Source organism: Campylobacter sp., assembly GCF_020024835.1.
Classification (GTDB): domain Bacteria; phylum Campylobacterota; class Campylobacteria; order Campylobacterales; family Campylobacteraceae; genus Campylobacter_D.
The window spans coordinates 1-23,283 of record NZ_JAHHTD010000023.1; the positions used below are offsets into that span (position 1 = coordinate 1).

Consider the following 23,283-nt stretch of genomic DNA (forward strand, 5'->3'; position numbering starts at 1 on the left):
ATGAAATATCATCAAATATATTTTTTTCTTTAAGTAAAATAAGATAATTATTAAAAAGTTCTTCTAAGATATTTAAATGTTCATCATATTGAGCATAAATATCATTATGGTATAAATCTTTTATACTTTTTTTACTAATACTTAATTCTTTAAAAAAACTAAATAAATAAGCATTATTTTTTAAAAATGCAAAAAAATTACTAGAAATTTTTAATTTTTCTTCTAAATTCTTTGTTTGTTCGCAAGCCTTTTTCATTAAAAGCAAACATTCATAATGACTTGCTTTATAATATGGAGAAAAAATTATTTTTTGCATAAAATCAGCCATACTCATAGCCTGATCAACTAACAAATTTTCTTTTAATTTACTTTCATAATATTTTCTTACAGCCCTTGAAGAGCTAAACACTAAAAGTTTCATTTTGTTTTTAAATAAAATTTAAAAAATCCCACACTATTAGCATTGTGAGTAATTTTTACAAGAAGTTGCCATAATCCTTCCTTTTTGATATCTAAATCAAAAATTAAGGAAGAATCAATTATTTTTGTTTTAACTTTTTCATCCATTTTGTTAGTATGTGGGCGAGTAAGCATAGCTTCTATTTTAAGATCTTTTAAATCATAATCTTTAGAATTATTTATGTCAATTTTAAGAATACTCTTTCCATTATTTATAAGATATACTATATTGTTTTTAGACTTAAAATTATCATTATTTAAAATTAATTTAAAATTTTTCTCAAATTCTTTTTGCTTATTTTGTATTTCATTGTAATTTAATTCTACATTTTGATAAGTATCAAAATAAAAATTATCTTCATAAACTGGAGCTTTACTTGCTATAAAAATCGTTACAATACAAGCAATCACAATAAATATTAACGAAATCAAAATTCCATAAGGCCAAAATGTTTTTTTACCTTCCATTTTTATCTTTTCCTTTTAAATCTTTTTTGAACTAACATCAAAATAGCTACACAAACAAAACCATAAATTAAAATTCTCATAATATTTAGAGTATCTCGATTTGAATTTCCGTAAAATGGTTTAATCTTAAAATAACTCGCAATCTGATCAGCAATATCTGCATAACCATTTAAAATTGCCGCATTATAAATATCTTTTTGCTTAGGATTTGCAAGTATAGGCAAAATAGTTCCTTTTTCAGGATAAGGACTTAAGACTTTTTCCTTATCAAAAAAAAATTTAGCATCTTCACTAGCAAAGATATCTACCCTATGAGAAATTTTAGAAAAAACCAATAAAACATAAGGTTTTGTTAAATTCTGCTCATATTTTTGAAGATATTCAAAACTTTTTGTATCGCTTAAAACTAAGGCTATATCAACTCCTGTCATTTTTTTAATTTGTTTTGAAGTGATACTTATATTTTGCTCAATAGAAGGATTTAAAATATTATCATTTAATAAAATTTCAGCATATGAAAAATTAATAAAACACATAAGAATGGCGATTAAAAAACCGCCTTCAAAAATACTTTTCATCCTATGTATAAGTGATTTGCAGTCAAAACCGACCAAGCTGTAATACCAGCTGTAATAATCAATCCGATTATAATAAGATACTCCATAATTTTTACCATAATCACTCCTTGATAATAATATGTTCTTCTTCTTTAGAATTAAACATTTTGATTTGTTCTGCATTTTTTAACTGATAAGGCTGTCGCATTACTTCTTGTTGAGCTTTAAGACCCCAAATAGTTAAACCAACTAAAATAGCTAATAACAAAATAGTTGCAATTAGCATTCCGCTCACTCCTGAAAGTGAAAAAACACATCTATTTTGATTTTCCATTACTCACCCTTTGAAAGAGAAATTACATATTCACCAACGGCTTCTTTTTGAAGTTCATTTAATATATCATCATTAAAATGTGGCATTTCACCTATATAACCTAATTTGCCACGATTTAAAACATCTACAACAAAATTAGCACTACCATAATTTGTAAGATTTGGAGCAACCATTTGTCCATCAAACACACCTGTGCCATTTTCACCATGACATGCTGCACAAATTGTAAAAAGTTCTTTTCCTTTTGCTACTAATTGTGGATTATCTGTTTTTTTAATAGCTGAAATTTCAGAAGCAACATAAGCAGCAATTGCAGGAATATCGGCTTCATCAATACCATTTTCAGTTGCACTTGGCATATTGCCCATAGGATAATTTAACCCTTTAGAGCCATTGGTAATAACTTCTATTAAACCTTCTTCTGAACCCCAAATATTAAGATTTTGCGCTTTACCATTAATACCATCACCAGTGATACCATGACATGATGAGCACTGAACTAAAAAAATATTTTTACCCATTTCTTTTTTATCTTCAACACTTAAATTTACAAATTTTTGTGCAAATTTTTTATTATGTGCTTGAACTTCTTCATTATATTCGCCAATTTGAGAATAACTATTTAGTGGATATCCCCAAATAAAATACCATATACACCAAATTATTGTTAAGAAAAACACTACAGCCCAACCAAGTGGTATGGGATTTTTAAACTCTCTTATACCATCCCAATTATGTTCACCTAATTCACCTTCGCTTTTGCTATCTTTTATATTCTTAAATAATTTTCCAACTACAACCAATGTAATCAAAATAATTAAAACAGCACCTATAAAAGACAATAAATTTACATTATCTTCTAAATTTAACCACTGCATCAAGCACTCCTTTTATTTTGCTCTAAAATACGATCGCAGATTTCATCATGTAAAGCTAAATCAGCGTATTGTTCATAATTTCTCTTACCCATTTTTTCAGATCTGTATAAATGAAACCAATAAGAATATAAAACCACTACTAAAAATACTACAAGAGCAAAAAAACCATAACCTTGCAATTCTCTTATTAGTTCTAAATTCATAATATTTATCCTTATTTTAAACTATTAAGATATGCAATTAATGCAACAATTTCTTTAATTTCGCCCTTTGCAAATGCATCTTTTACATCTTGATTTTTCATTTGATTTATTATCACTTGTGCTTCATTCATCACTTCAGCTTGTGCTTCCTCCCAGCTACCAAGTTTAATCCCATTTTCCGTATCATATGGCACATTAAAAACCTTTTTAACCGTCAAAGCCTCTGCATAGGCTGTTTGGATATTAGCATTATTATTAAACATATGTTTATACGCTGGCATAATTGATCCTGGAACCACTGAAACAGGATCCCACATATGATTTTCGTGCCAATTAGTTGTCCTAAAATTACCTACACGCAATAAATCAGGTCCAGTTCTTTTTGAACCCCATAAAAATGGCCTATCATATGCATATTCTCCACCAACTGAATACATACCATAACGATCTGTTTCGGACTTAAAAGGACGAATTAACTGAGAATGACAAGCATTGCAACTTTCCTTAATATAAATATGACGTCCTGCCAGCTGTAACACCGTGTAAGGCTTTTTACCTTCAATAGGTCTTGCATTTTGAGCAAAATCGGGTAAAACCTCTACAATACCCGCATAAGCAATAACCACAAATACTGCTACAGCAAAAAAGAATGGATTTTTCTCTAACCAACTAAACATAATTTTCCTCCTTATGCTGCCATAGGTGAAGCACTTTTTGGCTCTTTATCTAGCACTTTACCTACTACAATTGATTTGTAAATATTATAAATAAACATAAAAAAGCCTATCAAATACAATAATCCACCTACTGCTCTAATCCAATAATAAGGAATAATAGCTTCTACCGTATCAATAAAAGTATATAATAAATTTCCATATTCATCAGTGGCTCTCCACATCATACCCTGAGTGATACCTGCTATCCACATAGAGCTAAAATACAACACTATACCTGTAGTTTGTATCCAAAACTGAACTTCCATTAATGATTTGCTATAAAGCTCTCTTTTAAACATTCTTGGGATCATATGATAAAGCGCTGCCATAGTCATAAAACCAACCCAACCAAGCGTTCCATCATGCACATGTCCTGGAATCCAATCTGTAAAGTGTGCTAGTGCATTTACTGATTTAATAGAAAGAATTGGACCTTCTAAGGTTGAAAACATATAAAAAGTTGAAGCTAAAATCATAAATTTAATCAATGGATTTTCTCTTAATTGACTCCACTCACCTTTCATAGTAAGCAAAATATTAATTGCTGAACCCCAAGAAGGTAAGATAAGCACAACAGAAAAAACAGAACCCATAGTTTGCATCCAATCAGGCACGGTAGAGTAGATTAAATGGTGACCACCTGCCCATAAATAAACAAACATTAATCCCCAAAATGCAAACAATGATAATTTATAAGAAAAAACAGGTTGACCACTCTCTTTTGGTAAAAAATAATAAATTTGAGCAATAATTCCAACGGTGAACACAAAAGCAACAGCATTATGTCCATACCACCACTGAACTAATGCATCGTTTGTGCCTGCATACATTGATACACTATGCCACCAATCGCCCATTCCACTTACAAAATAAGTAGGAACTTCCATATTATTAAATAAATAAAGCATAGCAATACCTAAAAAAGTAGCAATATAATACCATAATGATACATACAAAGTCTTTTCTCGACGAATACCAATAAGTCCAAATATACTTACACCCCATAAAACCCAAACTAAAACTACTAATATATCTAATGGCCATTCAAGTTCAGCATATTCTTTTGAAGTACTTATACCTGCAAATAAGCTTATAACAGCAAAAACCATAGTAATTAAATAAAGCCAAAAATGTAATTTGCCAATAAACATTAAAAATGTTGATTCTGCCATACTAACTTTCAATACACGCTGACCAATATAATACCAAGTTGCCCAAATCCCTGATAGCATAAAACCAAAAATTACACCTGAAGTATGCAATGACCTAAGTCTTGAAAAAGTGCCATACTCACCAGCTAAATAATTTAAATCTGGATATGCCATCTGAAAAGCTATGAGTGTCCCAATAGCCATACCAATAATACCAAACAATAAAGTAGCAAACATAAAATACTTAGCTACCGTATAGTCGTAGTTTAATGCATTTCCTGGGTGCATTTTATCTCCTTATTTTTTTATACAAAAAAGAAATTACTTTATTCTATGATAAAAAATATCTTTTTTAGCTTAAAAATTTATTTTCTTAACAATTAGTTAATATAATTAATTTAAATAATTATGCTGTAAGCATAAAACCTATGTAAGTAAAATATAATCCATAAAACAATATAAGTATATAAGAAATTAATGCACTATTTTTTTGAAATTTTTCACTTAACATTTTACTAAAATATGCAATAAAAATCATACTAGGCAAAGTTGATAATCCAAAAAGTAACATAATGAAAGCAGAATCTAATACATTTTGCAAAGTAGCACCAAAAGCAACATAAAAATACACCAAACCGCAAGGAACAAAGCCATTTAAAAAGCCTAAAAATATAGTTCCTTTGAGTGATTTATAATGAATAATTTTCTTAATACTTTTTTTTATAATGTAATCAAAAACAAAAGAATATTCAATAAAAAATAAAAGCTTACCCCTAAAAATAAGTGCAAAAGCTAAAAATATCATAAATATTCCGATACAAAAAAACATCATTCCTTTCATAAATTCACTAAAAGAAAATAAAGTACCAAAATATCCAAAGAAAATTCCCAAACATACATAAGCAATAATTCTTGAAATATGATAAGAAAAAATCAACAATAAATATGGAAGTTTAATTTGATTTGTAAGCTGATTATAAGCTAAAATAAACCCTCCACACATTCCATAACAATGGCCAAAACTTGAAAGAAATGCTATACTGATTAATCCTATAAAATCTAAATTCACAAAAGTTCTAAAAATTCTCTAAAAATATATTTGCTTTCATGAGGCCCTGATGAACCTTCAGGATGGTGCTGGACAGAAATAATAGGATAATTTTTATATCTTACTCCTTCAACGTTATTACCAAATAAATTTCTATGTGTTATAGTAGCTATTTCTGAAATTTCTTCAGGAACGTTATAATTGTGATTTTGTGCTGTTATTTCAATAAAATTATTTGTAAGATTAATCACCGGATGATTAGCCCCGTGTTGTCCAAATTTCATTTTATAAGTTTCATAACCAAATGCATTGCTTAATAATTGATGTCCTAAACAAATTCCTAACATTGGAATTTTTGCTTGAATTAGATATTTAATTTGCAATATTTCTTCTTTTAATATTTTTGGTTCTCCTGGTCCATTAGATAAAAAAACTCCATGAATTAAGCCTTCTTGAAAAAGTTTGATAAGCTCTTTTGCTTTCACATTATATGGAAATACCTCAACCTCTAGACCAATATTTACAAGTTCATTGAGTATATTTTCTTTCACGCCATAGTCAATAACAGCGATTTTTTTACTACTTTTTTTACTTTTTTGATATGATTTTATCTTGTGATTCCATATACTTTTTTTATGAATATACGCATTCTTAGTGCTTACTTGAGCAACATAATTAACTTCATCAATTTTTGCACTACTAGCAAGTATTTGTTTTAATTCTTCTTTATCTTTAATTTCTGTTGAAATTACAGCCCTTAAGTTCCCATAATCTCTTATCATTTTTACTAAAAATCTAGTATCAATCTCGTAAAGTCCTATTTTTTGATGTCTTTTTAAGTAAGAATCTAAACTTTCTTTAGCTCTAAAATTTGAAAAACACTTACTTAGCTCTCTGATAATTACTCCACTAGCATATACTTGTTTGCATTCGCTATCATCATCATTAATACCAACAACACCTATCTCTGGCATAGAAAATACTATAAATTGTCCTGCATAAGAAGGATCTGAAATAATCTCTTGATATCCAGTCAAAGAAGTATTAAAAACTAACTCTCCAAAAAAAGTCCCATGTGCGCCGCAAGCTTTAGCACTTAAAAAAATATCATTTTCTATATAAATATAAGCCTTCATAAAAGCCCTCTTTTACGGAGTTCTTCTTGATATAATTTTTCAAATACTAAATCATATTCTTCTGAACCAGGGATCAACTTTCTTTTATAGTTTGAAATTTTCTCATAAACTAAATCTTCTAATTTTTCATATTCTTTTAAATAAGTCATAATACTTGAAAAAATCAAATTTTTTACACGATTTTCAGAAACACTATAATTAATCAAATTTTCATTTACTAAGTTTTCCAAAATTTTATGTGCTAAATTATTATACCTATCCTCTTTATCTAATATAAATTTAAATTCATCTGCAAGTTTTTTTTTGATCATCCAAAACATATTTTTTCTATCAATTTGCATAAATTCGATTTCATCTTCTTGACTTTCTAAAAGCTCTTTTGTTTTTTCATCAAGCTTGCGTTCATTTAAGACGTCTATTTCTAAAATTTCCTTGGCAGTTTTAATTAATTTTTGACTATCATCTTTAATCTTAACAAAAGAAGAATTTGCTAAATCTAATATTATTTTATTTGCAATATAAGGTATATGAGCTGGTTTAATACGCATTGATTCACCCTTTTATTTTTAATTGAAATAATACTAAAAAAATATAAAAACTGCTTAAAAATTACTTTAAAGTTGTATTTTGATCTAAATTTTTTAACAATAACGTCAAATCAGACGCTTTTTTAGGATTCATTTTTGCCATAACTGAAGAAATTTTTCTAGGTTCTAGTGAAAGTAAAATTTTAGAAGCTTCATCATCATCCATTTCACTAAGTATGCTAGCTACAGCAGCATCTTTCATTTTTGAATAGATTTCAGTGATACGACCCATAGTTTTATCATTAATTACTTGGAGATTTTCTCTAGTAGCTTCTAAAATGCGTTCATTTTTTTCTTTAGTAATTTTAATTTCTTCTAAACTTGCATTAATATCTTTTTCCTTTTGAATTAAAGCTTGCATTTTTTCTTTTTGCAAAACTTCAAAAGAAGCTTTAAATGCCTCTAAATTTTGTCTAGCTTCATCATATTCTCTAATTTGATCTTGCATTTGTAGTTTTCTTGCTTCAAAATATTGCTCACAATTTTCCTCTGCACTAAGATAAAATATACATAAACTTAGTATTAAAATAACTTTTTTCACTAATTATCCTTATTAAAATGTCTTGTTATGGCAAGTTCATCTATAAATTTTTCTTCTTCTTTTTGTAATATCTTTTTTATCCTTTTAAATTCTTCATTTTCTAAAGCTTTCATTTTTTCAAACTCTAAATATGCTCTTTTGTAAAGATGATGATTATGTGCTAATTCTTTTTTCAACAAATCTAACTTTTGTTTAATAGATTTTTTTACATCTCTTGCAACTTCTTGCATTTTTAATGAAGATCTTAAAAGCATAATTGGACCTTTATCTGCTAAATTTAAATTTTCGCAAGTCTTTATAGCTTCTTTTAATTCTTCCTCACATTGTGATATTTTTTGTCTTGTTTTTGTTAAATTTGCTTCTGCCCCATCAAGTTCTTGTTTTCTTAGCTTTACTACAGAAGAATATTTACTTTTCATAAAATGATAGTATCATCTCTTTCAGGACTTGTTGAGATATATCCAACTTTAATTCCAACAAGCTCTTCTAAACGTTTAATATATTTTTTAGCATTCTCAGGCAATAAATCATAATCCCTAATTCCAGCAACTTTATCCCAACCTTCCATTACTTCATAAATTGGCTTCACATTTTCTAAATCGCATGGAACATAATCAATTTCCTTACCTTTATATTCATAAGCTTTGCAAATTTTAATACTTTCAAAACCATCTAAAACATCTAGCTTCATTAAAGATAAAAAATCAAGACCATTTAATCTCGCAGTATATTTTACAGCTACAGCATCAAACCAACCACATCTTCTCTTTCTGCCTGTACTTACACCAATTTCTTTACCGATAAGACCTATTTTTTCACCATCTTCGCTTAAATCCTCACTAGGAAAACCGCCATTTCCAACTCTAGTAGTGTAAGCTTTCACTATACCAATAATTTTTCCTATCTCTTTTGGATTTAATCCTAATCCACTCAATGCTCCTGCAGAAATAGTTGTAGAGCTAGTTACATAAGGATAAGTTCCATGATCAATATCAAGCATTGTTCCTTGTGCGCCTTCTAAAAGCACTTTTTTATCCTCATCTAATGCTTGCCAGAGCATTCTTGTCGTATCTGTAATAAATGGTGCTAAAATCTCTTTAAAACGTTTTAAATCTTGTAAAATTTCATCATAACTAGGCATAACAATATTTAACATATCAAAATAAGTCTTTTTAATTTCAAAATCTTTCATCAAATTTTCACAAAGTTTTTCAGGCTCTAAAAGCTCTCCAATCCTATGGCCATTACGACTTATTTTATCTTCATAGCTTGGTCCTATACCTTTACCTGTTGTTCCTATAGCTTTATCGCCTTTAAGTCTTTCTCTAGCTTGATCAATTAATGCGTGATGATTTAAATTTAAATGAGCTCTATCACTTATAAATAGTCTTCCTTCTAAATTTTCAAATTGAGCCATTTCGCTAATTAATACATCAGGATTTACTACAACTCCATTACCTATAACATTAATACACCGCTTATTTAAAACACCTGATGGCATTAAATGTAAAGCATATCTTATACCATCAACCCATATAGTGTGACCTGCATTATGACCTCCTGCACTTCGACAAACATAATCATAACTTTCGCATAGTTTATCAACTATCTTTCCTTTGCCTTCATCACCCCATTGAATACCAACTACAATATCTGCTTTACTCATAAAAACTCCATTTGACTTAAATTGGCGAGAAGGTGAGAGAATCGAACTCCCCAAAAAGTAGTCAACTACCCTTTCATCTGATTTGAAGTCAGTGGCCATCACCAGATAAGCTAACCTTCCAAAAATGTATGATATCTTATAATTTTTTAGTTAAAACAAGAATTAAATCAAAACTTTTATATTAAGTAACCTTTAATTTGTTTAATTTTAAAAATTTATAAAATTTTCAATAATGCCCTGCATTGCTAATTTATATCTTACAATCAAAAATATAAATTTAAAAGAATAAATAAAAAATATTATTATTTTTATAAAGAAATTATAAATAGATAATAAATATAAATAATAAAAAAGTTAATAATTATCAAAAATTTCACTTGATAATTTTTGAAAAATTTATAGAAATTTTTCAAACTAAATTTTTGTGAATAATATAGCAAATAATATTATAGATAAACTAATCTAAAAAGATTAGCTTATCTTATTGTTTTAAAGATGTTTTAACATAGTTTCATAAGCTGCTTTAGTTCCTGGGCGTACTTTTGTAACTAAACTAACTAAAATAATTACAATCGAAGCTGCCAAAAATCCTGGAACGATTTCATATACTTTAAAATCCAACCAATCAGCTAAGAAATTTTTATAAGCTACAACAACCACAGCACCTGTAACCATTCCCGCAATTGCTGCATATCTTGTCATTTTAGACCAAAATAATGAAAAAAGCATTACAGAGCCAAAACTTGCACCAAATCCAGCCCAAGCATAAGCAACTATACTTAATACGCTTGAATTTTTATCTGTAGAAATTACAAAAGCTATCACTGCAACAGCTAAAACTCCAAATCTTCCTAAAGTCATTACCATTTTATTAGATGCTTCTTTATTAAAAATTCTTTTATAAAAATCCTCTGCTATTGTTGAACTTGAAACAAGTAATTGCGAACTTGCAGTACTCATAATAGCAGCCAAAATAGCACTTAATAAAATTCCTGCTATCCAAGGATTAAAAAGCAATTGCGACATTACTATAAAAATCTTTTCAGGATCTTGCAAACTTAACTCAAATTTGCTTACATAGGCTACACCTAAAATACCTATTAAACAAGCACCAATTAAAGATATAATCATCCAAGAAATTCCTACAAAAGTCGCAGTTGGAATATCTTTAGTTGAACGTATAGACATAAAACGAACTAAAATATGAGGCTGACCAAAATATCCAAGACCCCAAGATAATGCTGAGACTATACCAACAAAACTCAAACCCTCTCCCATAGATAAAGCACTTGGTTTAATCTCTCTAACTATACTCATAGCTTCATCAAAGCCACCTAAGTGATAAATCATAACAATAGGAACAATAATCAAAGCACTCATCATTAAAATCCCTTGAATTAAATCTGTCCAACAAACCGCTTTATATCCACCTAAAAATGTATATGCAACTATAATCACGGTCCCTGTAGTTAATGCATAATCATACTGAATTCCAAAAGTAGCTTCAAAAAGTTTTGCTCCACCTACTAAACCTGAAGAAACATAAAAAGTAAAAAATATCAATATAACAAAAGCACAAATTATTCTCAAAATATGCTTATCATCATCAAATCTTGTTTCAAAATAATCAGGAATAGTAATAGAATCTGCTATCACACTTGTGTAAATTCTAAGTCTTTTTGCAACAAAAGCCCAATTTAAAAAAGCTCCAACACTAAGACCAATTGCTATATAACTTTCAACCAAACCACTAGCATATAAAGCTCCAGGTAATCCCATTAAAAGCCAACCACTCATATCAGAAGCTCCAGCACTAAGTGCTGAAACAACTGGACCCATAGAACGACCACCTAAAAAGTAATCTTCTGAATCTTTATTTTGTTTATAAAAATAAAATCCTATAAAAAGCATTAACATTGAATATGCAATGAACATTATTGCAATTTGTGTATTAATTTGAACTACTTCCATTTTATCCCTTTCTATTTTAATGCACGAATACCTAAATTTCCATAACGATGAAATGATATACTTAATGCTTTTTCATTATGATAAAAAAGCAACTCAAAACGACCATTTATTAATGGTTTAGAATTAGCAATAATTTTTGCACAAGATGCAGCTTTTTTAAAAATTTCATCATTGACATCTAAAGGTGCAAAATAACGAATCCTATCAAAATCAGCAATTTTCTTTATAAAATTTTCTTTACTTTCTTGGAGAAATAAAGTCTTAGTGCTAATATTTTTATTAATCTCTTTAACTAATTCTATTTTTTCATGCTCATCATAACTTAAAGTAAGATCAATATTTAAAATACTAGCTGCTAAAATAACACCTAAAATATCTTTTAAACTATCTTTAGCATAAACTCTATAGGCAATATTTTTTACTTTTGTATAAGAAAAAAGATTTTCTTCGCCTCTAATATTTACATAATCTTTCGCACTAGCAAATTCATTTTTTGCATGATAAGCATAACTTCTTGCCATATTTTTAACAACTTCAAAATCAAGCTTATCTTGATCAGTTAAATTTATATTTAGCTCTTCAAGTTTTTTTACCAAATCATTTTCTAAAAGATTGTTATCAACTTCTACTTGATCTAAGTCCATAAATTGTGTAATATAATTATAAATTCCAACTTTTCTACCAAAACCAATAGCAGATTTTTTAACTCCACCAAATGGCTGACGAAGAACTATAGCTCCAGTAGTAGGCTTGTTGATATAAATATTTCCTGCTTCAATATTGGTATGAAAATATTCCCACTCTCTTTCATCTAAACTTTCAAATCCAGCTGTAAGTCCATATCCTGTTGAATTTACAATATCAATAGCATCTTTTAAATCATTTGCTTTCATTACGGTTAAAATAGGTGCAAAAAGTTCATTCATATGAGTGAAATCTCCCTTTTTAGTCCCATACTTAATACCTGGTGTTAAAAGATGAGGATTATCATTAATAAATCTTGGTTTTAAAGCCCAGCTCTCATAAGGTTCTAATTCTTCTATGGCTTTTTTGAGTTTCTCATCTGGCTTATCTGCTAAACACCCAAGTTTATTTTTAAATACAAAAGGATTACCTACGGCCATAGAATTTGCAGCATCCACTAAAGTCTTTTTAAATTCTTCATCTTCATAAATTTCTTCTTCAAGCACTAACAATGAAGTGGCTGAACATTTCTGACCTGAATTTGAAAAAGCTGAATGAATAATATTTTTAATTGCACTATCACGATCTGCAAATTTAGATACTATTGTCGCATTTTTACCACCTGTTTCTGCACTTAAAAGTAAAGTTGGATTTGCTTTAAGCATAGCATATGCAGTATCTTCTCCTCCTGTTAATACAGAAAATTTAACACTTTCATCGACTAAAAGATATTTTGAAATATCACTTCCTTTAGCTGGTAAAAATATCAATGCATCTTTTGGAATTCCTGCATCCCAAAAACATTTACACAACATATAACCTGTTAGCATAGAAAGCGAAGATGGTTTATAAATAACCCTATTACCTGCAGCAAGTGGAGCTGCTATAGTTCCCACTGAGATACCAACTGGAAAATTCCAAGGAGCTATAACAACACCTACACCTTTTGCTTTAAATGTAGTATTTGGATTTTGTGCTTTTAATTTCTCTAGTGAATGAGGATAAAATTCTAAAAAATCTATAGCTTCACTAACTTCTGGATCTATTTCCAAAAATGTCTTTCCTACTTCTAAAGCAGCTATACCTATTAAATCTCCTCTACGTTCTCTTGTTAATTGAGCAGTTTTCTCTAAAATTTTATAAATTTCATCGTGACTTAACTCACTAAAATTCGATTTTTTAGCAACATCTAAAGCGTATTTAATTTCTTCTTCTCCTGCTAAATATGCTTTACCTATTACACGATTATTAATTTTATCTTTTACTTCAATAACATTTAATCCATCTTTTTTTAATTCTTCTTTTGCTACAGGATAAACATCATAACCTTCTAAATTTTCATATTTAGCTCTAATTTGTTTAGCCCATTCTCTATTTGCTTTCAAAATAAAATCAGTATCTGGCTCATTTTTAAATTCTTTACTTTCATAAGAGCTAATAGCTTTTGCTTCATTATTTCTATCTTGAATTCTATGAGTAGAATTATCAAGCGTTTTAATACCTTCTAAAGATTTGATAAACAATTCTTTTTGAGCTTGCCAATTCGCATCATTGACTTTAAGATTGAAAAAATATCTCATAAAATTATCTTCACTAGTATTTTCATCAAGTCTTCTAACTAAATATGCAATTGCATTGTTAAAATGTGCTTCATCACATACTGGAGCATAAAGTATAAGCTCATGTATCTTTGATAATTCATAAGAACATTGCAAACTCATACCTTCTAACATTTCAAATGTAAAAGAAGATAAAGCATCTGCTTGGCTAATTTTTGTATAAGCATAAGCTATTTCAAATATATTATGACTTGCTATCCCTACGTTAATATATTTATAATTATCTCCTTCTAATACAAAATCTAACATTTTATTATAATTGCTATCTGTATCAATTTTTTTATAAAAAGTAGGTAAAGCCCATCCTCTTTGAGAAGCTATGGTTTCTTCACTTTCCATATTTGCTCCTTTTACAAAGCGAATTTTAATTGGCTTCATACCTTTTAATACTCTCTCTTTTGAAAAAGCAAAAAGTTTTTTAAGATAATCATAAGAATCTGGAAGATAAGCTTGCAAAACAATACCTGCTTTAATATCAAATTTAGCTACACTTTCCATAAAAGCTTCCACCGTTAGTTCTAAATCTCTAAACTCTTCCATATCAAGATTAATAAATTTAGGAATTCCTTGTTTTTTTTCTTCTTCTAAAGCAAGAGCGTATAATTTGTCCAATCTTTTTACAATCTCATCTTTAGAATATTCAAAATCAATAATATTAATTTGAGAAAAAATAGTTGTAATTTTTATAGAAATGTATGTAATATAACTACTTCTTAAAACTTCTTCATATTTTTTCATTCTATATAAACTTTCAGCCTCACCTAAAACTTCTTCTCCAATTAAATTTATATTTAAAGTAATTTTATCTTCGTTTTTTCTTTTTCTTATGTGAGGTTCTAAACTACTAGGATTTGCATCCAACACCATAGATTTTGTATCTTCTCTTAAATATTTAACAAAAAATGGAACACTTAATTTTGGAGAAAACTTACCAAAATTCAAGAATGAAAAAAGTAAAAATTTCTCAAAAGTACTAAAAAAATCAGCTATGCCATATTTATTTAAAGTATGCTCTATAAGTTCATAACTCGCACTTTTGTCTTTACATCTAAAAGATCGATCTAAAAGTTCAATTAACATTACTTTATTTTCTGGATTATTTAGAAGTTTTTGCATTTTTGCATGAAATTCTTTCTCGTTTTGAGAAATATTACTTTCAATTTTTTTCTGCAATTCTTCTGCTAAAAGCAAAGCTTTTTGTATCATTTTTTCCTCCATTTAATTTATGATATCTATCTATAATACAAAAAAGAAAGAGAAATTAATAAGTATTTATTTAAAAATTTAATTAAATGTATAGAAAAGTAACAAAAATAAATAAAAATCACTATCGACTATTTTAATAATAAACAGCCATGTGTATTTTTTATACATTTTGCAATAATTTTTGCATTAATACCATAGTCTCTTAAAATATTTAAGGCTTCTTTAGCTTCTTCTTCTTTCATAGCTGCTAAAATTCCTCCAGAAGTCTGTGGATCAAAAAATATAATATCATTATCATCTTCTTTATCAATCACTATATGTTGTCTTAAAGTTTGCTTATTTTTATATGCTCCTTCAGGAATTAGCCCCATACTAGTCATTTCCAAAACTCCGTCCATTAAAGGAACTTCATTTTTATAAATTTCAATATCAATATCTGAATTTAGCATTTCTTTTAAATGACCTAAAAGACCAAAACCTGTAACATCACTTAATGCGCTTAAGCTTTTAAATTTTTTTAATATTTTAGATGCATAAATATTTAAAAAACTCATTTGCTCACACATCAAAATAATTTTTTCATTATCTAGTAAATTTGCCTTCAAAGCCGTGCTTAAAATTCCATTACCTATAGGTTTAGTAAGTAAAATAACATCACCAACTTTAGCAGTATTATTTGAAAAAAATTTTTTAGGATGAACTTTGCCAGTAACACTTAAACCAAAAATAAACTCGCTACTTTCTATAGTATGACCGCCAACTACAACTCCACCAGCTTCTTCAACCTTAGCTCTAGCACCTTCTAAAACTTCAAATAAAATATCATTAGCAAAATGATATTTATCAAATCCTACGATATTAAGCACATTAATAACTTCTGCTCCCATAGCAAAAATATCACTTAAAGCATTAGCAGCTGAAATCATACCAAAATGATAGGCACTATCAACCACAGGAGTGATAAAATCTAAACTTTGAACTAAAGCTAAGTCTTCATTTAATTTATACACACAAGCATCTTCATTATTAAAAATACCTGTAAGAATATTTGTATGAGGTTTTAATATGCTAAGTATTTTGTCAAGACCCAACGGGTCTAACTTAGCAGCTCAACCAGCAGCTTTTACATATTGAGTAAGTTTTTGATTTTTATAAATCATAAAGAAATAATCTTTGCCTTTCCAAAAAGTTCATTTAAAATTTCATATGCATTACCTATTTTGCCTATTTTTAAATTCTCAGTTTTTCCGAAATATTCTAAACATACTCCACAACTATAAATTTCAACCCCCATTTGCTCAAGCTCTTTCATAGCACCAAAAGCAATATGAGTAGAATCTGTATTTATTAGCACACTATCATTTACGCATAAAATTTTTTTAGGAAAATTTTGTAAATTTTTCAAAGTTTGCAAAAAACCCGCCATTAATTTTTCTCCAAGCTCTCCATTGCCTACTTTATCACTTTTAAGAAATAATATTGTTATCTCATCATTACAGCATTTTTCTACTAAAACCACACCATTTTCAATAGTTATAATACTTTCATCTTCTATATCTTCAACATTAAATTCTATATTAGAAGATTTTAAAAAACGCATAACATTTTCTTTAGATACTATCGAATTTAAAAGAATTTGCAATTTTTCATTTCCTTTAAGTTCTTCTAATGCTTTTTTAGTTTCTATCACAGGGCGTGGGCAAGCTAAATCTCTACAATCAATCTTCATACATTTCCTTTGAACTAAATAATATAACCTTGTAACTTGTAATAAAATTAATTTTTATTCTTTTTGAAAAATAATTCTTTAAAACGTTTATTTGTAAATTCCTCTACATCTTGTTGTAAAATCTTATAATTTTTTATAAGCTCATAAGCCCTTGGAGTAAGTTTGCTTCCAGATTCAGACCCTCTTCCTTTCTTAGCAATAATCAATTCTTCTCCCATATTTATCTCTAAATCTTGTATATAAAACCAAGCTTTTTTATAATTGATATTTAAGATCTTAGCAGCCTTAGCGATACTTCCATATTCACCAATTAATTCCAAAATATCTGTTTTTCCTTTTCCAAAAAGTAATTTTCCTTCAGGGTTTTCAATCCAAATTTTACTTTTTACGTTAAATTGTTTTCTTTTCTTTTCTTTAAAACATCCAAGCTCACAATATTTTACATCAATTTGATAATCTTTCAAAGTAGCTCTAACCTCACTCATATCACAATCTTGAGTATATTCTAAGACACATTTGCATTCTAAGCAATTTTTATGATCTAAGAGTGGTTCTAGTCTTTCAAAAATTTCGTGTTTTGAAAAACTTCTTCTAAGTGTTCCAAATTGACCTAACTCACAATCTGAAATCTTTACACCAAGCTTAGATATAGCTTGTTTAAAATCTTCTTTTGTATATTTTTTAATAATTTTCAATGCCTCTTTACAAGAAAGTCTATGATTTTCATCAAGATTTTGTTTAATTTCTTCTATCAATTTTTCCATAAATTAGACCTTAAAATGAAGAGTATCTTTTTTAGATACTCTCATAAATTATCTTGCATCAATACCTAAATTTTGTCCCTTAAGCATTACTCTTTTTCTATATATCGCACTAACCTCTGCTGCATCACCTACTAAAAGTGCATTTGTAGAACAAACCGCAGCACACATAGGCACCTTACCTTCAGCTATACGATTTTGCCCATAAAGCTCTCTTTCTTCATAAGAATTTGTAGGTTCTGGACCACCTGCACACATAGTGCATTTATCCATTTCGCCTTTAATACCAAATGCACCATCTCTTGGAAATTGTGGTGCTCCAAATGGACATGCATAAAGACAATACCCACATCCTATACAAGTTTTTTTATCGTGTAAGACTATACCATCAGCCCTTATATAAAAACATTTTACTGGGCATACTTGCTCACAAGGTGCATCAGTGCAGTGTTGGCAAGCAAGAGTTGTTGAAAATTCCTTACCTTCAATACCTTCATTTAGAGTAATTACTTTTCTTCTATTAATTCCCACTGGAACTTCGTGCGCACTCGAACAGGCAACCTGACAAGCAAAACAAGAAATACAACGATTATTATCCACATAAAATTTCATTCTAGCCATAACTTATCCTTTATGCTTTTTCAAGTCTACAAAGTCCTGCATTAAATTCAGAAATTTGTGTATTAATATCAAAACCATAATTTGTTATAGTATTTGAACTCTCACCTATAACATAAGGTTTAGTGCCTTCTGGATAATTATAACTTAAATCCACCCCTTGCATAATACCTGCAAAATTATAAGGTAAACAAATTCTATCCGGAGTAACAGATTGATTATGAATACATTTTACTTTAATTTTTGTTCCTTGTGGAGAATGTATCCACATCATATCACCATCATTAATACCATATTTTAAAGCAAGCTCTGGATGAACATTTGCAAACATTTCAGGTGTAATCGCCGAAAGATATTTACTAGTTCTTTCAAGCATACCAGCACCGCTTAAATTTACTAAACGCATACTAGAAATAATAGTTGGAAATTCTTTACTCCAATCAGTTTTTTGTTGCTCACTAATAAACTTACTCTCAACTCTAAAGTTTTTTTCTTGATCACCCCAAGTTGGATATTTTTTTACTAAATCCCAACGCGGAGAATGCAATGGCTCTCTATGTAAAGGAATAGGATCAGCAAATTCCCAAACTTTCATTCTGGCTCTAGCATTACCCAAACAACAAGCACTTTTTTCTCTACATTTTTCTAAAATAATACCAGAAATATCAGTGCTCCAGCTAGATCCCATTAATTCTTTTTCACTAGCACTAAGAGTAATATTAAATACTTTTTCTATATTTGCTTTTGTAATTTGTGGATATCCACCTTTAACTTTACAACCTTTTAAAGTAAAAGCTTCATCAGCTAATTGCGAATGACCATTATGTTCTAAACCAAAACGATTTCTAAAGCCCATACCTCCTTCTTCATAAGCAATATCATTATTCCATAAAATAGAAGTTCCTGGATGTTGCTTATCCCAACAAGGCCAAGGCAATCCATAATATTCACCTTTAACATCTCCACCTAAACCTCTTTGTGTATCAGGATCAAAATGCTCCCAGTTTTGTTGATGTTTTCTTAAGCGTTCAGCTGAAATTCCTCTTAAACCTATACTTAAAAGTCCATTGCTCATTTCTCTTGTAGCATCATCAGGCCATATAAAGCTATCATCATTATCATCTTTAACTTGAATAAGTTTATGATCTTTTAGCTCCATTTTCATACCGCGAGTATATTCTTTATAAAAACCAAATTTTTTAGCAAAATCAAACATTATTTCATGATCTTCTTTACTCTCATGAATTGGTTTAACAACTTGAGAACGCCATTGCATAGCACGATTTGTAGCTGTTACATAACCTTCTGTTTCAAACTGAGTACAAGCTGGAATAATATAAATTCCATCAGGACGATCTGCTAAAACTGCTACTTCATTAACAAAAGGTTCAGCAATCACTATCATATCAAGTTTTTTAAGTGCTTCTTGAATTTTAACAGTATGAGCCATAGAAGTAATACCTGTTCCTTGCACCCAAAGAACACGAATAGGTGAATTAGAATAAGTTTTTTCCTCGTGTAAAACTCCTTGCCACCACTTAGCTAAAGAAAAACCTTTCTCGTGCATCCATTCTTTAGAATAAAATCTTGAATTTAAATATTCTCTATCTACATTCCAAAAATTTGAAAAATGATTCCAAGCATTATCACCAAGTCCATAATACGCTGGTAAAGTATCTGCCAAACATCCCATATCTGTAGCACCTTGAACATTATCATGACCTCTAATAATGTTTGTTCCACCACCTGGTTTTCCTATATTTCCTAAAATAAGTTGCAAAATTGCTAAAATTCTAGTATTTGAGCTACCTACAGAATGTTGAGTAATACCCAATGCCCAAAATAACGTAGCTGGTTTGATTGTAGCTAGCATTCTTGTAATTTTTTCAAGTTGAGTTGCTGGGACACCTGTAACATCTTCTACAATATCTGGAGTCCATTTAGCAGCTTCAGCTTTAATATCTTCAACTCCATAAGTCCTATTTTTAATAAGCTCTTTGTCTTCCCAACCATTTTTAAAAATCAAGTGAAGCATACCATAAACTAAAGCTATATCAGTGCCTGGACGGATTCTTACATACTCATCTGCATGAACAGCAGTTTTAGTAAATACAGGATCTATAACGACTAATTTAGCATTATTACGATCTTTTGCTTGCAACAAATGCTTAAATCCTATTGGATTGGCTACAGCAGTATTTGCACCAAAAATAATCATCATTTTTGAGTTTTTAGTTACATCACCAAAATGATTTGTCATAGCACCATAACCCCATGTATTCGCCACACCGGCGACTGTCGCACTATGTCAAATTCTAGCAACGTGATCTATATTATTTGTTCCCCAAAATGCCGCAAATTTTCTAAAATAATATGCTTGTTGAGTGTTAAATTTAGCTGAACCTAAAAACATTACACTATCAGGTCCATTTTCTTTACGAATTTCAAGCATTTTATCGCCTATTTCATCGATAGCTTGCTCCCAACTTAAACGAATCCATTTGCCATTTTCTCTTTTCATAGGATACTTAATACGTTGCTTAGATTTTGTAAGATCAATTTGATCTATCCCTTTACAGCAATGCGATCCTTGAGAAATTGGATGTTCTACAGCGTTTTCTTGACGCACCCATACTCCATCTTGCACTTGTGCTTTAATCCCACAACCTGCACTACAGATACTACAAATTGTTCTAACAATCTTAGAATCTGGATAAGGATTTGCTATCTCTTCTTCACTAGCATTTCTAATAGCTTTATTTTCACTACCAAAAGCTGCACTTCCAAGACCAGCAATACCAGCAAGTTTAAGAAAATTCCTTCTTGCTAATGCCATTTATTATTCCTTTCTTTGAAATTTAATATGCTATTTTGTAGTATTTTTCCCAATGCATGGTCTTTTTATAAAGCACTTCTTTTTTAGTACTCTTACCTAAAACTACAGAATTTTGTTCTTGATAATCATCTCTAGCCAAAGCACTAACGCCTATACTAGAAACTACACCACCTAAAGCACCAATTTTTAAAGATTTTTTAAGAAAATCTCTTCTTTGATTTGTTTTCATAATCCCTTCCTTACCAAATCAATGTAAGAATAATTGCAAAAACTTTATTTACTAAAGCTTTTGCATATTGATCATTATAATTTCGCATATTTTTACTTAATATTTAATTTAATTACTCTTTTTACCAAATGAATACTTTATATTATGTATTTTAGTAACAAAATAAAATTATTAAAGCTTACTTAACTCTTCCATATGAATTTTGCTAAATTTTGTCGGGAGTCGTGGCTCATATGGCAATCTTTGCAATGCTTCATCTGCTATACTTTTACCTTCTTTTTTAACAGGAGCCTTAATTTCTAAATATGCTCTTTCATTGGCAAAAAATACTTTCATTATATTTGCTATGGAAATATAAATTTTAGAGTTTTTATGAATTTGAAGTTTTTGTATAAACTCATCTATCACAGGATTAATCACAAAACGAAATAATTGCTCTGCAATTTTTAAATCAGATTCTATAATACTAGCCATAAATGCAAACAAAAAACCAAATTCATCTTCACTTTGTCTGCATTTTTCATCTTTTCTAAATTTACTTTTTCTTATAATATCACAAGTTTGCAATTTCATCTTTCCATCATCACGCCCTTCATCATAAAAGGAAGCACTCATTGGAACATTTACATAAGAAAAATCAAAAAATACAGCATTTTGTTCGGATTTAAAATTTTCAAAATTACACTCACAAAGTTTTTGAAAATCATCAGTTAAACTATCATCTAAAGGTATCTTAGCTAAAACCAAAATTTGTTCATACCAAATATTAAATTCGTATTCATCAATAAAATTAAATGCTTTAGAAAAAAATTCATAAAAATATTTACGAGAAACATCAACATCTTGTATCATTACTATTGTTTCCTTGCTATATTTATTTAAAGTTAAATTTTCGTTTCAGAATCATAAATATAAGAAGGATTAATTTGCTTTTTATCACTTAATTCTTTATACCAATAAGAATGCAAAATATAAACCTCTTCTTCTTCTTTATAACCATTAATCATAGAATGTATGCTTCCTTTTATAGCAAATACAGCCATATAAATGTGTATAGCAAAAAATACAGCACATAAAATTCCTAATATATTATGAACAATAGCAGATATTCTTAAAATATCTATATGAGATATACCAAAAATAGTTTGCAAAGAAGTAGAATTAAAATCAAGAAAAAACATAAAAGCACCTGTAGTAATCATAATAAATCCGCCAAATACAGCTATATAATACCAAGACTTTTGCCCAAAATTAAATTTTCCTGCTGGAACTGGTCTCTTTTCTTTGCTTAAATAACCACCAACTATCATCATCCATCTTAAATCATAACTTGCAGGAAGCATTCTTTTAATCCAACATAAAAGCATAGGGATAACAGAAATTATAAATAAAATTGTAGCAATACCATGTAAATTTTTACACATTCTCACAAAAAATCCCCCTCCAAAATATGACCCAAAAATCATAACTAAACCTGTTGGAACAAGTATAATCCAAGAAATAGCCGCTACAAAATGAAACAATCTTTCAAAAGTGGAAAAAGCGTAAATCTTTTTTCCATCGTGAGAAAATTTCTTTGGACCTATTACCATATAATGAAGTGCAAATATACTAATAACTAAAATAAGTATTATAAACACGGCACTAGCTATATATTCTCCTTGTAATTTTGTCCATAAAGCCCCAAAATTTTCATAAGAATTAATATTTAAAACTCTTTGTTCATTCCAAATTTGCGTATCTTTTAAACTTACATCTGCAGCTACCAATAAATTTAAACAGGCTAAAAACACCAACAAAACCTTACACATAAACATTCTCCTATAATTTCAAAACATCACTCATTGCAATAAAATATCACAATTATTTATCTACTAGTATTTAGT

Annotated in this window: 24 protein-coding genes, 1 tRNA gene and 1 pseudogene; all 26 read right to left on the minus strand. The window is 29.0% G+C overall.

The window, feature by feature from the left end:
- Nucleotides 1–421, minus strand: a pseudogene (locus QZ429_RS04935) (hypothetical protein); the annotation flags it as partial.
- Nucleotides 418–927, minus strand: coding sequence for a FixH family protein (locus QZ429_RS04940; RefSeq protein WP_291952461.1), 510 nt, complete (start codon nt 925–927; stop codon nt 418–420). The gene QZ429_RS04940 and the pseudogene QZ429_RS04935, both read right to left, overlap by 4 nt.
- A 2-nt stretch (nt 928–929) precedes the next feature.
- Entirely contained in the window at nt 930–1,505 is a 576-nt protein-coding gene (locus QZ429_RS04945) for a hypothetical protein (protein ID WP_291952463.1), read from the minus strand.
- A complete protein-coding gene (locus tag QZ429_RS04950) occupies nt 1,502–1,603 on the minus strand; it encodes a hypothetical protein (RefSeq protein WP_291952465.1) in 102 nt (33 codons plus the stop codon). Before QZ429_RS04950 ends, QZ429_RS04945 begins: the two co-directional genes overlap by 4 nt.
- 2 nt (nt 1,604–1,605) lie before the next feature.
- Nucleotides 1,606–1,818 carry a DUF4006 family protein gene (locus QZ429_RS04955; protein ID WP_291952467.1) on the minus strand — a complete coding sequence of 71 codons (213 nt, stop codon included), beginning with the start codon at nt 1,816–1,818 and terminating at the stop codon, nt 1,606–1,608.
- Nucleotides 1,818–2,696 (minus strand): cbb3-type cytochrome c oxidase N-terminal domain-containing protein, encoded by an 879-nt coding sequence (locus QZ429_RS04960; protein ID WP_291952469.1) that lies wholly within the window; start codon nt 2,694–2,696, stop codon nt 1,818–1,820. The genes QZ429_RS04955 and QZ429_RS04960 overlap by 1 nt, the downstream gene beginning before the upstream one ends.
- A complete protein-coding gene (locus tag QZ429_RS04965) occupies nt 2,696–2,899 on the minus strand; it encodes a cytochrome c oxidase, cbb3-type, CcoQ subunit (RefSeq protein ID WP_291952471.1) in 204 nt (67 codons plus the stop codon). The genes QZ429_RS04960 and QZ429_RS04965 overlap by 1 nt, the downstream gene beginning before the upstream one ends.
- Before the next feature lie 11 nt (nt 2,900–2,910).
- Nucleotides 2,911–3,576, minus strand: a complete 666-nt coding sequence (gene ccoO, locus QZ429_RS04970) for a cytochrome-c oxidase, cbb3-type subunit II (protein WP_291952472.1) — start codon at nt 3,574–3,576, stop codon at nt 2,911–2,913.
- Between the two features lie 11 nt (nt 3,577–3,587).
- On the minus strand, nt 3,588–5,054 hold the full coding sequence (gene ccoN, locus QZ429_RS04975) for a cytochrome-c oxidase, cbb3-type subunit I (RefSeq protein WP_291952473.1): 1,467 nt from the start codon (nt 5,052–5,054) through the stop codon (nt 3,588–3,590).
- A gap of 118 nt (nt 5,055–5,172) precedes the next feature.
- Nucleotides 5,173–5,835: a sulfite exporter TauE/SafE family protein gene (locus tag QZ429_RS04980; protein WP_291952475.1), complete on the minus strand. Its 663-nt coding sequence runs from the start codon at nt 5,833–5,835 to the stop codon at nt 5,173–5,175.
- Nucleotides 5,832–6,950, minus strand: coding sequence for a glutamine-hydrolyzing carbamoyl-phosphate synthase small subunit (gene carA / locus QZ429_RS04985; protein ID WP_291952477.1), 1,119 nt, complete (start codon nt 6,948–6,950; stop codon nt 5,832–5,834). The genes QZ429_RS04980 and carA overlap by 4 nt, the downstream gene beginning before the upstream one ends.
- Nucleotides 6,947–7,498: a DUF507 family protein gene (locus QZ429_RS04990; RefSeq protein ID WP_291952479.1), complete on the minus strand. Its 552-nt coding sequence runs from the start codon at nt 7,496–7,498 to the stop codon at nt 6,947–6,949. The genes carA and QZ429_RS04990 overlap by 4 nt, the downstream gene beginning before the upstream one ends.
- A 61-nt stretch (nt 7,499–7,559) precedes the next feature.
- Nucleotides 7,560–8,078 (minus strand): MotE family protein, encoded by a 519-nt coding sequence (locus QZ429_RS04995; RefSeq protein WP_291952480.1) that lies wholly within the window; start codon nt 8,076–8,078, stop codon nt 7,560–7,562.
- Nucleotides 8,078–8,497 carry a hypothetical protein gene (locus QZ429_RS05000; RefSeq protein ID WP_291952482.1) on the minus strand — a complete coding sequence of 140 codons (420 nt, stop codon included), beginning with the start codon at nt 8,495–8,497 and terminating at the stop codon, nt 8,078–8,080. Before QZ429_RS05000 ends, QZ429_RS04995 begins: the two co-directional genes overlap by 1 nt.
- On the minus strand, nt 8,494–9,744 hold the full coding sequence (locus QZ429_RS05005; protein WP_291952483.1) for an adenylosuccinate synthase: 1,251 nt from the start codon (nt 9,742–9,744) through the stop codon (nt 8,494–8,496). The genes QZ429_RS05000 and QZ429_RS05005 overlap by 4 nt, the downstream gene beginning before the upstream one ends.
- A 22-nt stretch (nt 9,745–9,766) precedes the next feature.
- Nucleotides 9,767–9,864, minus strand: a tRNA-Sec gene (locus tag QZ429_RS05010).
- A gap of 369 nt (nt 9,865–10,233) precedes the next feature.
- Nucleotides 10,234–11,715: a sodium/proline symporter PutP gene (gene putP / locus QZ429_RS05015; RefSeq protein ID WP_291952484.1), complete on the minus strand. Its 1,482-nt coding sequence runs from the start codon at nt 11,713–11,715 to the stop codon at nt 10,234–10,236.
- An 11-nt stretch (nt 11,716–11,726) separates the two neighbouring features.
- Nucleotides 11,727–15,224, minus strand: coding sequence for a proline dehydrogenase family protein (locus QZ429_RS05020; protein ID WP_291952485.1), 3,498 nt, complete (start codon nt 15,222–15,224; stop codon nt 11,727–11,729).
- A gap of 128 nt (nt 15,225–15,352) precedes the next feature.
- The gene (selD, locus tag QZ429_RS05025) at nt 15,353–16,384 is read right to left on the minus strand and encodes a selenide, water dikinase SelD (protein WP_291952487.1); all 1,032 of its coding nucleotides are present in this window, start codon (nt 16,382–16,384) and stop codon (nt 15,353–15,355) included.
- A complete protein-coding gene (gene yedF, locus QZ429_RS05030) occupies nt 16,381–16,953 on the minus strand; it encodes a sulfurtransferase-like selenium metabolism protein YedF (RefSeq protein WP_291952489.1) in 573 nt (190 codons plus the stop codon). Before yedF ends, selD begins: the two co-directional genes overlap by 4 nt.
- A 47-nt stretch (nt 16,954–17,000) precedes the next feature.
- A complete protein-coding gene (locus QZ429_RS05035; protein WP_291952491.1) occupies nt 17,001–17,717 on the minus strand; it encodes a LysR family transcriptional regulator in 717 nt (238 codons plus the stop codon).
- Nucleotides 17,718–17,765: 48 nt separating this feature from the next.
- Nucleotides 17,766–18,335 (minus strand): formate dehydrogenase FDH3 subunit beta, encoded by a 570-nt coding sequence (gene fdh3B, locus QZ429_RS05040; protein ID WP_291952493.1) that lies wholly within the window; start codon nt 18,333–18,335, stop codon nt 17,766–17,768.
- A 10-nt stretch (nt 18,336–18,345) separates the two neighbouring features.
- Nucleotides 18,346–21,168, minus strand: coding sequence for a formate dehydrogenase subunit alpha (locus QZ429_RS05045; RefSeq protein ID WP_291952494.1), 2,823 nt, complete (start codon nt 21,166–21,168; stop codon nt 18,346–18,348).
- 22 nt (nt 21,169–21,190) lie between these two features.
- Nucleotides 21,191–21,397 carry a Tat pathway signal protein gene (locus tag QZ429_RS05050; protein ID WP_291952495.1) on the minus strand — a complete coding sequence of 69 codons (207 nt, stop codon included), beginning with the start codon at nt 21,395–21,397 and terminating at the stop codon, nt 21,191–21,193.
- Between the two features lie 171 nt (nt 21,398–21,568).
- The gene (locus QZ429_RS05055) at nt 21,569–22,249 is read right to left on the minus strand and encodes a molecular chaperone TorD family protein (protein WP_291952496.1); all 681 of its coding nucleotides are present in this window, start codon (nt 22,247–22,249) and stop codon (nt 21,569–21,571) included.
- A gap of 32 nt (nt 22,250–22,281) precedes the next feature.
- Nucleotides 22,282–23,208 carry a formate dehydrogenase subunit gamma gene (locus QZ429_RS05060; protein WP_291952498.1) on the minus strand — a complete coding sequence of 309 codons (927 nt, stop codon included), beginning with the start codon at nt 23,206–23,208 and terminating at the stop codon, nt 22,282–22,284.
- Nucleotides 23,209–23,283 lie beyond the last annotated feature (75 nt).

What these genes read in the sequence shown, in the direction of transcription:
- QZ429_RS04950 (WP_291952465.1), bottom strand. Translation starts at nt 1,603, where the DNA reads ATGGTAAAAATTATGGAGTATCTTATTATAATCGGATTGATTATTACA.
- QZ429_RS04940 (WP_291952461.1), bottom strand. Translation starts at nt 927, where the DNA reads ATGGAAGGTAAAAAAACATTTTGGCCTTATGGAATTTTGATTTCGTTA.
- ccoO (WP_291952472.1), bottom strand. Translation starts at nt 3,576, where the DNA reads ATGTTTAGTTGGTTAGAGAAAAATCCATTCTTTTTTGCTGTAGCAGTA.
- QZ429_RS05055 (WP_291952496.1), bottom strand. Translation starts at nt 22,249, where the DNA reads ATGATACAAGATGTTGATGTTTCTCGTAAATATTTTTATGAATTTTTT.
- QZ429_RS04960 (WP_291952469.1), bottom strand. Translation starts at nt 2,696, where the DNA reads ATGCAGTGGTTAAATTTAGAAGATAATGTAAATTTATTGTCTTTTATA.
- QZ429_RS04955 (WP_291952467.1), bottom strand. Translation starts at nt 1,818, where the DNA reads ATGGAAAATCAAAATAGATGTGTTTTTTCACTTTCAGGAGTGAGCGGA.
- QZ429_RS05050 (WP_291952495.1), bottom strand. Translation starts at nt 21,397, where the DNA reads ATGAAAACAAATCAAAGAAGAGATTTTCTTAAAAAATCTTTAAAAATT.
- QZ429_RS05035 (WP_291952491.1), bottom strand. Translation starts at nt 17,717, where the DNA reads ATGGAAAAATTGATAGAAGAAATTAAACAAAATCTTGATGAAAATCAT.
- yedF (WP_291952489.1), bottom strand. Translation starts at nt 16,953, where the DNA reads ATGAAGATTGATTGTAGAGATTTAGCTTGCCCACGCCCTGTGATAGAA.
- ccoN (WP_291952473.1), bottom strand. Translation starts at nt 5,054, where the DNA reads ATGCACCCAGGAAATGCATTAAACTACGACTATACGGTAGCTAAGTAT.
- carA (WP_291952477.1), bottom strand. Translation starts at nt 6,950, where the DNA reads ATGAAGGCTTATATTTATATAGAAAATGATATTTTTTTAAGTGCTAAA.
- fdh3B (WP_291952493.1), bottom strand. Translation starts at nt 18,335, where the DNA reads ATGGCTAGAATGAAATTTTATGTGGATAATAATCGTTGTATTTCTTGT.
- QZ429_RS05005 (WP_291952483.1), bottom strand. Translation starts at nt 9,744, where the DNA reads ATGAGTAAAGCAGATATTGTAGTTGGTATTCAATGGGGTGATGAAGGC.
- QZ429_RS05020 (WP_291952485.1), bottom strand. Translation starts at nt 15,224, where the DNA reads ATGATACAAAAAGCTTTGCTTTTAGCAGAAGAATTGCAGAAAAAAATT.
- QZ429_RS04965 (WP_291952471.1), bottom strand. Translation starts at nt 2,899, where the DNA reads ATGAATTTAGAACTAATAAGAGAATTGCAAGGTTATGGTTTTTTTGCT.
- QZ429_RS04945 (WP_291952463.1), bottom strand. Translation starts at nt 1,505, where the DNA reads ATGAAAAGTATTTTTGAAGGCGGTTTTTTAATCGCCATTCTTATGTGT.
- QZ429_RS05060 (WP_291952498.1), bottom strand. Translation starts at nt 23,208, where the DNA reads ATGTGTAAGGTTTTGTTGGTGTTTTTAGCCTGTTTAAATTTATTGGTA.
- QZ429_RS04990 (WP_291952479.1), bottom strand. Translation starts at nt 7,498, where the DNA reads ATGCGTATTAAACCAGCTCATATACCTTATATTGCAAATAAAATAATA.
- putP (WP_291952484.1), bottom strand. Translation starts at nt 11,715, where the DNA reads ATGGAAGTAGTTCAAATTAATACACAAATTGCAATAATGTTCATTGCA.
- QZ429_RS05000 (WP_291952482.1), bottom strand. Translation starts at nt 8,497, where the DNA reads ATGAAAAGTAAATATTCTTCTGTAGTAAAGCTAAGAAAACAAGAACTT.